The organism is Paenibacillus sp. R-74696, from assembly GCF_055814915.1.
In genome coordinates this window covers 476,805-492,232 of the sequence record NZ_JBPULM010000045.1, presented here as the reverse complement: position 1 = coordinate 492,232, position 15,428 = coordinate 476,805, and the positions used below count along the sequence as shown (strand labels likewise).

General features: G+C 46.3%; 12 protein-coding genes. 11 read left to right on the top strand and 1 reads right to left on the bottom strand.

What is annotated here, in order from left to right; all coding sequences use genetic code 11:
* The first annotated feature begins 25 nt into the window (after positions 1–25).
* The 7 genes from ACSR9A_RS22425 to ACSR9A_RS22395 are packed head-to-tail and all read left to right on the top strand — an operon-like array spanning position 26 to position 6,455.
* A complete protein-coding gene (locus ACSR9A_RS22425; protein WP_473759559.1) occupies positions 26–952 on the top strand; it encodes an ABC transporter permease in 927 nt (308 codons plus the stop codon).
* Between the two features lie 12 nt (positions 953–964).
* Positions 965–1,858 (top strand): carbohydrate ABC transporter permease, encoded by an 894-nt coding sequence (locus ACSR9A_RS22420; RefSeq protein ID WP_341282252.1) that lies wholly within the window; start codon positions 965–967, stop codon positions 1,856–1,858.
* Positions 1,859–1,875: 17 nt separating this feature from the next.
* Positions 1,876–2,682 carry a Nif3-like dinuclear metal center hexameric protein gene (locus ACSR9A_RS22415; protein WP_473759557.1) on the top strand — a complete coding sequence of 269 codons (807 nt, stop codon included), beginning with the start codon at positions 1,876–1,878 and terminating at the stop codon, positions 2,680–2,682.
* 34 nt (positions 2,683–2,716) lie between these two features.
* Positions 2,717–3,142 (top strand): DUF3237 domain-containing protein, encoded by a 426-nt coding sequence (locus ACSR9A_RS22410; RefSeq protein ID WP_473759555.1) that lies wholly within the window; start codon positions 2,717–2,719, stop codon positions 3,140–3,142.
* 43 nt (positions 3,143–3,185) lie between these two features.
* On the top strand, positions 3,186–4,142 hold the full coding sequence (locus ACSR9A_RS22405) for a carbohydrate kinase family protein (RefSeq protein ID WP_473759553.1): 957 nt from the start codon (positions 3,186–3,188) through the stop codon (positions 4,140–4,142).
* Positions 4,143–4,153: 11 nt separating this feature from the next.
* Positions 4,154–5,623, top strand: a complete 1,470-nt coding sequence (gene gtfA, locus ACSR9A_RS22400; RefSeq protein WP_473759552.1) for a sucrose phosphorylase — start codon at positions 4,154–4,156, stop codon at positions 5,621–5,623.
* Positions 5,624–5,654: 31 nt separating this feature from the next.
* Positions 5,655–6,455, top strand: a complete 801-nt coding sequence (locus ACSR9A_RS22395; RefSeq protein WP_473759550.1) for an alpha/beta hydrolase — start codon at positions 5,655–5,657, stop codon at positions 6,453–6,455.
* A gap of 63 nt (positions 6,456–6,518) precedes the next feature.
* Here ACSR9A_RS22395 and ACSR9A_RS22390 read toward each other — a convergent pair whose 3' ends face one another.
* Positions 6,519–7,478: an AraC family transcriptional regulator gene (locus ACSR9A_RS22390; RefSeq protein WP_473759549.1), complete on the bottom strand. Its 960-nt coding sequence runs from the start codon at positions 7,476–7,478 to the stop codon at positions 6,519–6,521.
* 194 nt (positions 7,479–7,672) lie between these two features.
* Here ACSR9A_RS22390 and ACSR9A_RS22385 point away from each other — a divergent pair, with 194 nt between their 5' ends.
* The 4 genes from ACSR9A_RS22385 to ACSR9A_RS22370 all read left to right on the top strand — a co-directional run bounded on the left by ACSR9A_RS22385 (position 7,673) and on the right by ACSR9A_RS22370 (position 15,415).
* Positions 7,673–9,826: a glycoside hydrolase family 52 protein gene (locus ACSR9A_RS22385; RefSeq protein WP_473759547.1), complete on the top strand. Its 2,154-nt coding sequence runs from the start codon at positions 7,673–7,675 to the stop codon at positions 9,824–9,826.
* 35 nt (positions 9,827–9,861) lie between these two features.
* Complete coding sequence (locus tag ACSR9A_RS22380) at positions 9,862–11,943, top strand: alpha-glucuronidase family glycosyl hydrolase (protein ID WP_473759545.1); 2,082 nt, start codon at positions 9,862–9,864, stop codon at positions 11,941–11,943.
* Between the two features lie 78 nt (positions 11,944–12,021).
* Entirely contained in the window at positions 12,022–12,810 is a 789-nt protein-coding gene (locus tag ACSR9A_RS22375) for a Nif3-like dinuclear metal center hexameric protein (RefSeq protein WP_473759544.1), read from the top strand.
* 313 nt (positions 12,811–13,123) lie between these two features.
* Complete coding sequence (locus ACSR9A_RS22370) at positions 13,124–15,415, top strand: helix-turn-helix domain-containing protein (protein WP_473759542.1); 2,292 nt, start codon at positions 13,124–13,126, stop codon at positions 15,413–15,415.
* Positions 15,416–15,428 lie beyond the last annotated feature (13 nt).

Below are 15,428 nucleotides of genomic sequence, written 5' to 3'. Positions count from 1 at the left end.
ACCTTAGACAAAAGGAGACATGTTGATGAACGCTACGGTTGCAAAACGCCGAGAATTAAAAAAGATGATGCCGCTGCTGCTTCTTGCGGCTCCAGGTCTGCTTTATTTGCTCATTAATAATTATATTCCGATGCTGGGAATCTTTATTGGGTTCAAAGAAGTAGATTTTACGAAAGGGATATTTGGCAGCGATTGGGTTGGGTTCGATAATTTTAAGTTTCTCTTTCATACAAGCGATGCCTTCATCATGACAAGAAATACGATTTTATATAACGTAGCTTTTATTGTTTTAGGCACGATCTGTTCGGTTTTTATAGCTTTGCTCATGTCTGAGCTGTTAACGAAGGTATACTCGAAGTTTTTCCAGTCCGGTCTAGTACTCCCGAATCTGATATCTATGGTGGTGCTGTCTTATCTCGTATTTGCTTTTCTTAATTCGGATAGCGGATTTATTAATCTTTCCATTTTGCGTCCGTTGGGACTTCCGGAAATCAGCTGGTATTCGGAGGCCAAATATTGGCCCTATATATTAGTTATCATTCAATTGTGGAAATCTGCGGGCTACGGCTCAATCGTTTATTTTGCATTTATCGCTGGCATCGATAAGAGCATTTATGAAGCTGCGAAAATCGATGGCGCAGGCAAACTGAAGCAAATTTTCAATATCACGCTGCCTTTGCTGAAACCGACGATCATTATACTAGGACTCCTTTCGGTTGGGAGAATCTTCAATTCTGATTTTGGCTTGTTCTATCAAGTGCCGATGAATGCAGGCGCCTTGTACAGCACCACACAGACGATCGATACGTATGTGTACCGTGCTCTCATTCAATTAAATGATATTGGAATGTCCGCAGCAGCCGGCCTCTATCAGTCGTTAGTTGGTTTCATTCTTGTGTTGATTGTGAATGCGATTGTCAGAAAAGTGAATGCTGACAATGCTTTATTTTAGGGGGTAAATACGTTGATACAAACAAGAGGGGAACGGACCTTTGCCCATTTCTCAGCCATCGTTATGTCTTTGATCACCTTAGCGGCTTTTTTACCCTTTATTTTAATTTTCGTTGCTTCTTTTACGGAAGAGTCGGCCTTGATCAGCAACGGATACAGCTACTTTCCGGAAAAATGGAGCCTGGATGCCTATGTGTACATGTACACAACCGCTTCAACTTTTGTGAGAGCCTACGGTGTATCCTTCTTCGTCACCATCGTCGGGACCGCTGTCAGCACGATTCTGACCGCCATGCTTGCCTATCCGATGGCAAGAAGAGACTTTAAGCTTCATAATGTTTTGGCCTTTATTGTCTTTTTCACGATGCTGTTTAGCGGTGGAGTAGTCCCTAGTTATATGATGTGGACGAAATTTTTTCATATTAAGGATTCAATGTGGGCGTTAATCGTGCCTAGCTATCTGATAAGCGGTTTTAACGTTCTGCTCGTTCGCAACTATTATAAAAATAATGTGCCTGTGGATTTGATCGAATCGGCACAAATCGACGGCGCTTCCGAGCTGAAAACCTTTTACAGAATTATGCTTCCATTATCCATTCCGGTTTTGGTGACAATCGGTTTGTTTACAGCCTTAACGTACTGGAATGATTGGATCAATGCCTTGTATTATATAACGAAGCCTCAATACTATGGCGTTCAAAATCTCTTGATTCAGTTAATGAACAATATCCAATTTTTAAAGTCTGACCAGGCGAGCAGTATGATTGGTGCCGGCGCCGTAGAGCTTCCCAGCACGGCAGTTCGGATGGCAATGGCTGTTATTGGCATTTTACCGATCTTAGTCGTCCTTCCCTTCCTTCAGAAGTATTTGACTAAAGGCGTCGTAATTGGAGCAGTAAAAGGATAGATAAAGGAGAGAAGAAAATGAAGGTACAAGAAGTAATGGATACGGTTATATTCGATACTTGCGGCGATCGGAAATTAGAAAAATCAGGGGATCTATTAATGAGCGGCGATCCTAATATGGAAGTGACGGGTATTGTCACGAGCTTTATGGCTACCGTCGATGTGATCAGAAAGGCGATTGCGCATGGCGCGAACATGATCATTACCCACGAGCCCACCTTCTATACGGGAAAGGATGAAATCGATTGGCTGGAACATGACCCCGTTTATCTGGCAAAGAAGAAGCTCATCGCAGATAGCAAGATCGCGATTTGGAGATTTCATGATCATATGCATATGGGGCATACAGACCGAATCTATGATGGCCTATTGAAGGATATCGGTTGGGAGGAGCAAATGATCGAAAAGAACCAGCCGCATACGTATGAGATCGCTCAAACTACGCTGGGAGAACTGGCTGATTTTTTCAAGCAAAAGCTAAATATGTCGGTCATCCAAATCGTGGGCGATCCCGCAATGCCGTGTTCAAGAATTGGCATACTCGTCGGCGGTGGCAGCTTGGGACTTGGCAGAGAACAAATGCCGATAGAGCTTATGCGGGATAAAAATCTTGATGTGATGGTGTGTGGAGAAATTGTGGAATGGACGCTGTGTGCCTATGTTAATGATGCCAAGATGCTTGGTCTTAATAAAGCCATGCTGGTAATAGGACATGAACGAAGCGAGGAGTCCGGCATGAAGCATATGGCGCAGTGGCTGCAGCCTTTGGTCGAAGGTATTCCAGTCTCCTTTATCGATGCTGAAGAGCCCTTTATCTACTTGTAAGAGGTAAAGACCCTTAGAGAAGGAGTGCAAAAATATGCAACCATCATTAGAACTCGCATTGGAGCTTGTTGTCCATTGTGATCCGAACTTAGAAATCGGACAGACGCATGCGGGTATACGCCGGGTTGTACCGATTACCGGAGGTTATTTCACAGGGCCAAGCATCAAGGGGAAAGTGGTGCCAGGCGGGGCGGATTGGAACTTATCAAGAGCTGACGGTACTGGCGAGGTTTGGGCCCGTTACACGCTGCAGGCTGAGGACGGAACGCTGATTTCAGTATTAAATCAAGGAAAAAGTTATGTTAAGGAATCAGGCTCTGAGAAGGAAGTGTATATTTACACGACACCAACCTTCGAAGTAGCAGGGGAAAAATATCGTTGGTTGAACGATTGTGTATTCGTGGGAACGTTATCTCCCCATGAGGAAGGCGTACATCTGCATTTTTATCGCCTAATTTGAACGATGCCGGTTTGACTTTCTAGCATAGACAGGAGGAAATGGTTTGTTTCATTTTCAAGATAAACTGGTGTTTCCATCTAAGAAGAATGATGTTCTAACCGTTGGAGAGCTGCTAATCGACATGATGTCTGAAGCTTATGACGATAACGTCAATAATACGAACTACCACAAGCTGTTCGGCGGATCACCTTCTAATATCGCGATGAATGTTAAGCGACTAGGGATCCATTCCATCGTCGCTTCGGCGGTAGGGGAAGACGATCTGGGGTCATTTTTGATCAACCGGTTGAAAAGCGCGGATATGGATACCCGGTGCGTTCAGCGAAATGATTATTCGACGAGTATGGTTGTGGTGACGAAAAGCAAATCAACGCCTATACCTATTTTTTATAGAGGGGCGGACTCCCATTTAGCTTTTACCTCTACCCTTGAGGAAGCCCTATTGCATTCCAAAATTGTTCACTTCTCTTGTTGGCCGATCTCTACGGCACCGGTTCGTCAAACCATTGAAGAAGTAATTGAAATAGCAAAGAAAAATCATATCCTGATCGGTTTTGATCCCAACTACCACCCTATGATCTGGCAAAAGGGCGAGGATGGGGTTCAATATGTGAAGTCGATCATCCATAAAGTCGATATTATCAAGCCGTCCGAGGATGATGCGGAAAGACTGTTCGGAAAGGATTCGCATGAGAATCAAATCGCAAAGTTTTTGGAGCTGGGAGCTAAACTTGTCATTATGACCTTAGGCAAGGATGGCGCTATCGTCTCCAATGGAAGAGAAACGATGCGATTTGACAGCTTTGCTAAAGAGATTGTTGATACGACGGGGGCGGGTGACGCCTTCTGGTCGGGATTTTATGCGGCAGCCGTTAAAGGCTACACGATAAAAGAGGCATTATCGTTCGGGTTTGCCGTTAGTGCCTATAAATTAAAATATACCGGTGCCATCGTCGATTTACCTGAGCTAGACATATTGAAACAACAATACGCAATATAGGAGAACTTGATATGGCCGTGAAAAATCAAGTACAGTTAATTACATATCCTGATTCATTGGGAGGCGATCTGAAAGCGCTTCATCAAATGCTGACGAAACATTTCTCCGACGTTTTTAAAGGAGGTGTTCATATTTTACCTCCTTTTCCGTCATCGGGCGACAGAGGGTTTGCGCCATTAACCTATCTGGAGATCGATCCTGCCTTCGGGAGCTGGGAGGATATCAGAGCCATCGGAGAAGAATTTGATGTATTGGTAGATTTAATGGTCAATCACATCTCAAGACAATCTGAATACTTCCAAGACTTTCTGGAAAAGGGCAGAAACTCGCAATACGCCGATTTGTTTATCACTTTAGATAAGATATGGGAAGACGGGGAGCCGGTACAAGCAGATATTGATAAAATGTTTTTGCGGAGACCGCTGCCATACTCTACCTTTACAATTCATGAATCCGGCCAAGAAGAGCGAGTATGGACGACCTTTGGAAAATCGGATCCATCTGAGCAAATTGATTTAGACATTAATTCGTTGAAGGTAAAAGCTTTGCTAACCGAGTTTTTTACTAACTTCAAGAAACAAAACATAAAGATTGTAAGGCTTGATGCAGTCGGATATATGATCAAAAAGCTGGGGACAAGCTGCTTCTTCGTGGAACCGGAAATCTATGCGTTTCTAGATTGGATCATGGAGCTTGCTGAATCGCTTGACATCGAATTGCTGCCCGAGGTCCATTCCCATTACACGATTCAATACAAACTGGCGGAGCGTGGGTACTGGATATATGATTTTATATTGCCCTATATCGTACTTGACACCTTGATAAATAAAACAAGCAGCTCACTACGCCACTATCTCATATCAAGGCCAGCCAAGCAGTTCACCATGCTGGATTGCCATGACGACATTCCCGTCAAGCCGGATTTAGACGATCTGATTGATACCCAAATGGCGAGGGCAGTTGTGGATGAATGCTTAGCTAGAGGCTCGAACCTGAGCTTGATCTTGTCGGATGAGCACAAAGCCGCAGACGGTTTCGACGTCCATCAAATCAGATGCTCGTATTATTCGGTCCTCAATTGCGATGATGATGCCTATTTAGCGGCAAGAGCGATTCAATTTTTTGTGCCAGGTATCCCTCAAGTTTATTATGTTGGACTGCTGGCGGGTGAAAACGATATTAAAAGCGTGTTCCGGACCGGAGAAGGCCGTGAAATTAATCGCCATAATTATACCGTTCAAGAAATGGAAGCCTCTCTGGAACAAGAGGTGGTTCAGCGGCTGCTAAAGCTCATCAGATTCAGAAATGAGTACGATGCTTTTAACGGAGAATTTAACGTCTTGGATTCGGCAAACGATGAAGTTTGCTTGGAATGGAAGAAGGATAATAAGCAATGCACGCTGTTTATTAATCTGAGGACGAGTAAGTCAGTGATTCATTATATGGATGATGGCGGGCTTACCATTGAATACGACGTGTAATGATGATAAAAATAGATTGGGGATATGAACAATGGCAATGATGCAGGTTCATTTTTATTCAAAATCGCTGAGAAGAGAAATCACTTTTAATGCGCTGATTCCATTAGACAAGTTTGAAATACCGGGTCAAGCGGTAGCGGAGAAAAAACCGATGAAGGCACTCTATTTATTGAATGGTTATTCGGGAAGCTGTATGGACTGGATTAGCTACACAAGAATTAGGGAGCTATCCAATAACCATCAAATCGCGGTGTTCATGCCATCCGGAGAAAATCATTTTTATGTGGATGACCTGGGCAAAGGTGAATTGTTCGGAGAATATATCGGCAATGAGCTGGTCGCCTTTACACGAGAAATGTTCCCTTTGTCGACAAGAAGAGAAGATACCTTTATTGGCGGTTTATCCATGGGCGGCTACGGTGCGATCCGCAATGGTTTGAAATATGCCGGGAATTTCAGCAAAATTATGGCGTTCTCCTCTGCCATTTTACCCTATCAAATTGCGGGAGCTGCTGAGGATTATCGGGATGGAGTAGCTGATTATAACTATTTTACACGGGTATTCGGCGACTTAAATCAACTGCTAGGGAGCGATAAAGATCCGGAAGCGCTGATTTTAAACCTAAAACGAAGCAACGAGGAGATTCCTCGTATTTATATGGCTTGCGGTACCGAGGATTTTCTACTCGACGTCAATCAGAAGTTCCATAACTTTCTGGTTTCTGAAAATGTTGAAATCTCGTATACGGAAAGCCCTGGTGCCCATACATGGGACTTTTGGAATGTTTACCTCGAAAAAGCTATTCTTTGGGCGCTGGATGATGAAAAATAACGGTAGATGTACGTTAGACGTAAAGTTCGATGGGTAAATTGATTTCCATAAAACAGCGGCAGTCTAGGATTCGTTCTCATCCATGGCTGCCGCTGTCCTATTTTTTTCGTCATTCGAACGTCGATACTCACTCGGCGAAGCACCATGCCAGCGCTTGAACTGCCGGCTAAAATGCGAAATATCGCGGTAGCCGAGAATCGCGGAAATTTGGCTGATTGACATTTGTGGATCATTAAGCAGCACCTTCGCCTCATGCAGCATCTCCTTGGAGAGAAACACGCGCGGCGATATTTCAAAAACCTTCCTAAACACGCGGTTGCAGTGGGAGACACTGATGCCAAGCTCGGCCGCAATGTCGTCAATGCCGTAATGCTGGTTAACTGCAGCAGCATCCTGCTTGAATTGCTGGTAGATAAGTCCCTGCAGCTTGTCGCGAATTTGATGAGCCAGCTGGACTTTTTCATAGGAGACGGAAGAGTGGAGGTCAGCTTCCGCAGAAAGGGCTTCCCAGAGCTGGCCGAAAAGCTCAAAAACAGCGGATTGAAGCCGCATCCGTTCCGTAAGCTTGACTGCGGAATGTTCAGCGAGCTGGCTCGACATTTCGATAACTTTGTTGAGAGCGGGCCTTAATTGCTGGACGACATTGCTGTCGGTATCAAAAAGGACAGAATCGAGCCGACTTAATAAGGATAAAAACATGCGATCATCGATGTCAAAATGCAGGCAAAAATAAGTGAACGGTTTGCCGTTACCGCTTTTGCTGGCGTGAGAGGCGCCTGGCTGAAGGAACATGAGAGCCCCAGCCTGCTGGATATAAGGACGGTCATTGACGATAAACAATTGCTCGCCCTCAAGCACGTAATTGATTTCATATTGGGGATGGGTATGCACCGGGTAATCCCATTGTCCGCTTACTTTGCGCAAATGCATGCCAAACAGGTTTATCGTTGTTTTGACATCGGGAACAATAGCTTCGCTAATGCATTGCCCCAGTATAGGCGGTATAAAAGTGGCTGCTATCATGCAACGCCTCCGTTCCATTCCTCGCAAATTTCCATGCTATGCTTAACTACGAGTATAGCGCATTTAGCCCGATTTGGGTAAATAATTGATCGATTTGACAATGGCTTCGGCTCAACCCGACGTGCTAGGATGAAAATAAATCATGCAAACGCTTTATTTTTATTTTAGATAACGGTTAGGAAGGGGTAATAACATTGGCTAATCAAAATAAATTTTATAATGTTCAGCACTCTCCCATCGGAGCTTTTTCGAGCTTCACCTTGGGCTTCAAGGGAAAGAAGGGCGGACTTGCCTCAGAGCTAGGGAAGCCAGCCGATCAGAACATATATATAGGGATGCAGGCAAGAGATGGAAGCGTTTATGAGGCCTTGCCGTTTTTTGAAGCGGCCGCCGACGAAAGCTCCAGATATGATGTGGAAAAAGTAGAGCCAAGCGATAAGGATCAGCAGGCGACAGCTAAGCTGAGAGCATTTAATGACGATCAAATTTCGCGAACGCTCGGCGCAGGTACAGATACATGGCAGGCGGGTGATGTAATGCTGCGTATTTATTCTCCTGTCCGCTCGGTACCAGATCCGACAACAGCCAGCCCAGAGGAGCTGAAGCAAGCGATCGTTCCGGCTGTTTTCGCTGAATTGACGCTGGACAACAGCAAAGGATCCACCTCCAGAAGAGGCTTTATTGGGTATGAAGGGAGTGATCCCTACAGTGCGATGCGCAGACTGGGCGATACGAGCGGAGGGCAATTTGAAGGCATCGGGCAAGGCCGCTTGACCGCTATCGCTTGCGATGCGGACGATGTTCAGAGTGCGCTGGGATTTACGATGGAGAAAATTTTGGATGAGCGCTATGAGCATAACTATGCATTTGGCTTGGGCGGAACCGGAGCCATTCTAATGGAGGTACCGCCGGGCGAGACGCGCACGTACAAGTTTGCGATTTGCTTCTATCGCGATGGCATTGTCACAACAGGCATTGAAGCTTCCTATGCATACACCCGTTATTTTAAAAATATCAACAGCGTGGCTGCGTACGCCTTGGAGCATTTTCAGGAGCTGACTCTCTCTTGTCAGCATGCAGATCAATGGATTAATGATTCCAAGCTTTCGGTCGATCAAAAGTTTATGCTCTCGCACGCTATTCACAGCTATTACGGAAGCACCCAAATGCTGGACCATGACGGCAAAGCGCTATGGATCGTGAATGAAGGCGAATATCGGATGATGAATACGCTGGATTTAACGGTGGATCAGCTGTTTTTTGAATTGATCATGAATCCTTGGACGGTAAGAAACGAATTGGAGCTGTTTGTAGAAAGGTACAGCTACGAGGATCAGGTGACGTTTCCTGGTGAACAGGAGCCATTTCCCGGAGGTATAACGTTCACCCATGATGTCGGCGTGGCGAATGTTTTTTCCCGTCCGCAATATTCGGCGTATGAGCTGGCGGGGCTGGACGACTGCTTCTCTTATATGTCCCATGAAGAGCTGGTCAATTGGCTTTGTACGGCGCTTGTATATATAGAGCAAACGAAGGATGCGGAGTTTACGGCAAACATGCTGCCGGTCATCCGCTCCTGCTTTGAGAGCATGCTGAACCGGGATCATCCGGTAAGGGAGCAGCGTAACGGACTCATGGCGCTGGACAGCACACGTACGCAGGGCGGGGCCGAAATTTCCACCTATGACAGTCTGGATACCTCTTTGGGCCAGTCCCGCAACAATATTTATATGGCGGGAAAATGCTGGGCCGCTTACGTGGCGCTCGAGCGCCTGTTCCAAGCAGAAGGCTTGCTAGAATTGTCGACAGAGGCTGGCGATCAAGCAGATAAATGTGCGGCGTCCATTACAGCTGCTTTGACAGAAGAAGGCTATATACCGGCTATTATCGGTGAAAACAATCACTCGCGCATCATTCCTGCGATTGAAGGGCTGGTTTTTCCGTTGTTTACGGGCTGCAAGGAGGCCCTTGATCCAAATGGCAGGTTCGCAGACTATTTGAGCAGTCTTCACCTTCATTTGAAAACGGTGCTTGTGCCTGGCGTATGCCTATTTGAAGACGGAGCGTGGAAATTATCTTCGACAAGCAATAATTCATGGCTTAGCAAAATTTATTTATGTCAATTTATTGCAAGGGAAATTATGAATATGCCGTGGGAGGAGAGCGGTCAGCTTGCCGATTCGGCTCATGTCGATTGGCTGCTTCATCCTGAATTGTCCTATTGGTGCTGGAGCGACCAGGTGTTGTCCGGTCAAATTGTAGGCAGCAAATATTACCCCCGCGGCGTGACCGCCATTTTGTGGCTATATGAGAAGTCGGCTGACTATTCGCTTGTCAAAAGCAGCTAACGCAAATTCAAACAATAGGAAGAGGTGCTAAAAAGATGAATGAGAATGCGAGGAAACATAAGTCAGCGGAAAGCGGCTACCATGCTTGGCTAAGCTATAACAAGGCTTTGCCAGGTGCGCAATTGGAGCAGTATCGACAGTGGGGCGGCGCAATCGTTTCCTTGGAAGAACAGGAAACGATTCAGGCTGCGGTGGCTGAACTAAAGCTCGGCCTAGAAGCTATGCTGGGCCATTCCGTGTCAGCCGCTGCCGAGCAGGGGCAGCGTTATATCTCGCTCGGAACGTTTGATTCCTTAAATGTGCGCTATCCAAGCTTGTTTAGCGAAAAAGATATTCAGGACGCAAAAGCGGAAGGGTTCGTTATTCGCACGAGTTTTGCTCATTCCTGTCTAGTAATCGGTGCTGCATCTCCAGCAGGTGTGCTTTATGGCGTATTTCATTTGCTGAGACTTATAGGCACAGGCGCGGCAATCGATGAGCTTGATCTCGTCAGCGCTCCGGTAAACGGACTGCGGATGATTAATCATTGGGATAATTTCGACGGCAGCATTGAGCGTGGTTATGCCGGAAACTCTTTTTTATATCAAAATAATCGTTTTACGGAGGATCAGGAGCGGCTGCGCGATTACGCCAGAATGATGGCTTCGGTTGGCATCAATGCGATTGCGATTAACAATGTCAATGTTCATCAGGAAGAGACGCTGTTTATTACGCCGACCTACCTGCCGCAAGTGGCGAAGCTCGCTGATATTTTTCGAGTTTACGGCATTCGCTTGTACCTCAGCATCAATTTCGCGAGCCCGATTCAGATCGGCGGGCTTGCGACGGCTGATCCGCTGGATCAGAATGTGCAAGCCTGGTGGAGCAATAAAGCTTCGGAAATTTACGCAGCCATACCGGATTTTGGCGGTTTTCTGGTCAAAGCCGATTCTGAAAATCGTCCGGGTCCCTTTACGTATGACCGCGACCATGCAGAGGGAGCCAATATGCTGGCAGAAGCGCTGGAGCCGCATGGCGGCATCGTCATTTGGCGCTGCTTTGTTTACAACTGCAAGCAGGATTGGCGTGACCGCACGACCGACCGTGCGCGGGCGGCGTATGACCATTTTAAACCGTTGGATGGAAAATTTAACGATAATGTCGTGCTGCAAATTAAGAACGGTCCGCTTGATTTTCAGGTCAGAGAGCCTGTTTCGCCGCTCTTTGGCGCGCTTGCACATACGAATCAGCTCATTGAATTTCAAATTACACAGGAGTATACAGGGCAGCAGCGGCATTTGTGTTATCTTGTTCCTCAATGGAAGGAAATTTTGGAGTTTAATACGTATGCAGGTGGTAAGCAGGCTCCGGTCAAGCGTGTAGTGGACGGCTCCTTGTGGGGCAACCCGATAAACGGGATGGCAGCCGTCACTAATGTAGGAGCAGACTCAAACTGGAGTGGGCATTTGCTGGCTCAAGCTAATTTATATGGCTACGGAAGGCTGGCCTGGAACCCGGATTTAACGGCAGAACAAATTGCGAGTGAGTGGATACAGCTGACCCTAACTTTGGATACAGCCGTTCATGATGTCGTTAGCGGACTGCTGATGGATTCGTGGAGCATTTATGAGTCGTATACCGCACCGCTTGGCATTGGCTGGATGGTCAATCCGAACCATCATTACGGTCCTAACGTCGATGGTTATGAATATTCGCCGTGGGGAACGTATCATTTTGCAGACAACAAAGGATTAGGCGTTGACCGCACGGTGCAGACGGGAACCGGATACAGTGCGCAATATATGGGGGCGAATGCGGAAGTCTATAATTCGCTGGAGCATTGTCCGGATGAGCTGCTGCTATTTTTTCATCATGTTCCGTATACACATGTCCTTCATTCCGGAAAGACGGTCATTCAGCATATATATGATACTCATTTTGAAGGGGTGGAGCGGGCGGCGCAATTGCGGGCAGCTTGGAGCACCCTAGAGGGGCAGTTAGAGGAAGGGCTGTACTTGCAGGTAGAGGAGCGTTTGCGGGAGCAGGCTCGGCATGCTGAGGAATGGCGGGATCAAATCAATACGTACTTCTGGCGCAAAAGCGGCATAGAAGACAAGCATCACCGCAAAATCTATTAACCTAAATGCTCGGTTGCGAATGAAATTGATTTGTACGGCATTTTCCGTTATGCTAATTCTGCATGAAAGGTGGCCGCGATGAACATTACCATTGGACATGTGATGAAAGATTTGAAAGCAGGCCTAGAGGTCCCTACTTCTACCGTAGATAGATTGCTCTTTGGGCAAGAGCATACCGTTGTCAAAGGGATTGTTACAGCCTTTACAGCCTCGCAGTTTATTATTGAGCGGGCATCCGCTTTGGGCGCCAATTTAATCGTATCGCACGAGGGGATTTTTTATAGCCATCATAAGGCCGGAGATTGGATTCGCAACGATGCTGTTGTGGAGGCCAAAGCGGCTGCTATTGAACAAGCAGATGTCGGCATTTTTCGCTTTCATGATTATATGCATCGCTACCAGCCGGACCCTATCATGATTGGATTGCTGCGTAAGCTCGGTTGGGTCGCTGCCGAAATGCAAGCAGCAGGGGCCATTGTGGACATACCAGCCATGCAGCTGGGAGATGTAGCTGAATATTTGAAGAGCAGGCTACAAATTCCCTATGTGCGGGTCGCAGGGGAATCCACAATGCTGTGCAAACGTATAGGGGTTTTGGTAGGGTACAGTGGGGGCGGAAGCTCGGCGATTCCCTTGCTCCAGCAAGAAAATGTGGATTTGATTATAGCTGGCGAAGGACCTGAGTGGGAAACGCCAGAATATATAAGGGATGCGCTGCACCAAGGGCACAGCAAAGCTTTAATTATGCTCGGGCATGCCGAGAGCGAAGCGCCGGGGATGGAATATTTAGCTGAATGGCTAACGGAGAAGTATCCGAAGCTTCCGGTTTATTTTTTGGCAGATGACCCTGTATTCCGAGTGTTCTAACAGAGTGAATAGTGTACTACTTTCAAATACTGCTTTGCTACTAGGGGAACTTTATGAAGTTCCTATTAGGGCAGAGCAGGTTTTTTAAAATATAGGAAAGGATACGCTTTTCCATCCTTTCTCTATATTTCTGGGACTGAAACGCGCCGCGCCGTTAAAGGACGGCGACAGCCGTTTCACCTTGAAATATAGGAAAGGATATGCTTTTCCATCCTTTCTCTATATTTCTGGGACTGAAACGCGCCGCGCCATTAAAGGACGGCGACAGCCGTTTACGCTTACGGTAAGAGGGCTCAACTTGCGGAGGCAAAGTATGAAACAGCAGAAGTTTGTTTTTAGCAAAAGTATTGCGTTTAGGTGGATTATTTCCTATGCCATCATAATGCTCATCCCATTGATAATTAGCGCTGTCGTGTACACCCAAACGAAAAAGGTAGTAGAGTATGAAATTCAGCGAGCTAGCGGTGCGATGCTCAAACAGGTTAAATATATGGTGGACAGTGAAATTAGCCAAGCGGAAAAGCTGGCTATGCTGCTGTCTATTCATAATGACGTGAATTCCTTTCTGAACATGAATCCGGACTCGGAGCAGAAGGAGTCCTTTCAAATTTTTAAAATACAACAGGAGCTGAGCAAATATAAATCCGCCAACCATTTTATAAAAGGGATCTATTTGTATTCCGGGAAGCTGGGTACGATGCTTACAGATGAAACCTACGCGGATTCGGCCTTATTTTATGAGATGAACCGCCAGCAGCTTAACATCAGCGAGCAGGAATGGCAGCAAATTTTGGACACGCCGATTATGCAATCGGGGAAGCTGAGGCCTTTTATCCAATTTAAACGGGTAGGAAATATGGTATTGTTAATTAAGCCATTAGCGAGTATAAAGGAAAAGAACACAACGCGAGGCGTTCTATTCATCGCTTTAAATAGCAGTACCGTGCAAAAAATGCTGGCGAATGTCGATTGGGTCAACAATGGGGACGTCTACATCGTCGATCAAGCGAACCAAATTATGTTTCAAAATAATAAAATAGAAAGTCCGTCGATTTTTTCTATGGTGGGGATGGACGATGAAGCAGCGGATTCTTCCCTTTTGACTATTGCCGGCACGGAAAATATGGTTTCCTATATTGCCTCGGATACGTCTGAATGGAAATATGTAAGCGTTTTCCCTTCGGATACCTTTTGGGAAAAAGCGAGGGAAATTCGCAATTTGAATTTGCTTGGCTTGCTGGTCTGTTTTTTAATTGGCGGGGTCGTCATTTATGATGTTGCCCGCCGAAATTATAATCCTGTTCGCGAGCTGGTCAATGTTTTTTCCTACTCCAAGCAGGAGCGCAGCATGTGGCGGGCAGACGAGTTTTCGTTTATTAGGGAAAATGCGCTGGCGACGATTCGCGAACGGGATGATATGAGCAGCCGTGAATACAAGCAGCTTCGGGTGCTGCAGGCCTACTATTTAACAAGGCTGCTCAAAGGGCAGGCAGAGGAGGGCTTGTCTGCCCAAGAGGCGGCGGGACGTTATCATTTGAATTGGAGTTCGGAGCATTTTGCCGTGCTGCTCTTCGATATTGGGCCAGACGATGCAAGTGCGACGTCGATGAATTTATCCCATTTTATCGTATCCAATATTATGCTCGATGTTGCCCAGGAATTTCATAGCCTAAGCTTTACCGATATGGACGGCATGCTTGCTGCGGTTATTAACATTCACCCTGAGCGAATTTCCGTCTGGAAAGAGGATATGGAGCAGGCTTTGGTGAAAACGCTGGAATTTACCGATCAGCGCTACCGCTTGCAAATTTTTATGGCGGGGAGCGAGCAGGAGTTAGGTGTAGCCGGCATACATCATGCCTATCTGCAAGCGCTGGAAGCCCAAGAGTACCGATTATTTTCGGAAGAAAATGTGTCGATCTGGTATGGAGACATTGAGCCGCTGGAAGCAGAGTATTATTTGTCAATCAATGATGAGCTTGCTTTTATCAACATTATTAAGACGGGGGATCTGGAAAAAGCGACCGAGAAGATAGACGGGATTTTGAACCAGGTGTTCAGCAGCCAATCCTCCATTGAAATGCTCAAATGTGCAATGATCGATTTGGCGAGCTCCATGATGAAATCCGTCCCGCTTGAAGCCCAGCATGCACAAATATGGGAAGAATCGCGCCCGATGAAACGCCTGCTCGCCTGTACAACGAGAGGGGAGTTCCGGCAGGAGCTGCTGCAAATTTTGCAAATGGTGTGCGATAAAATCAATGAAAAGCTATCTTTGCTATCCAATACGGGAATTGGAGAACAGGTGGCGGAGTACGTAGAAAAAAACTTTGATGATAGCAATCTCAGCGTATCGATGATTGGGGCCGAGTTCGGCATTACCCCGCAATACGTATCACGATTGTTTAAAGAGCAGATGGAGGTCGGCTTGCATGACTTCATCAGCCAAACGCGTACTTCAAAGGCGAAATTGCTGCTTCAGCAAGGAGCTAGCATAGAAGAGACTTCAGCCAAATCGGGCTTTTCCAGCAGCAGCGCCTTCATTCGTGTATTCAAGAAATATGAGGGAATTACACCGGGCAAATATAAAAATCTACAAGTTTAGCGGAGCTGAAACA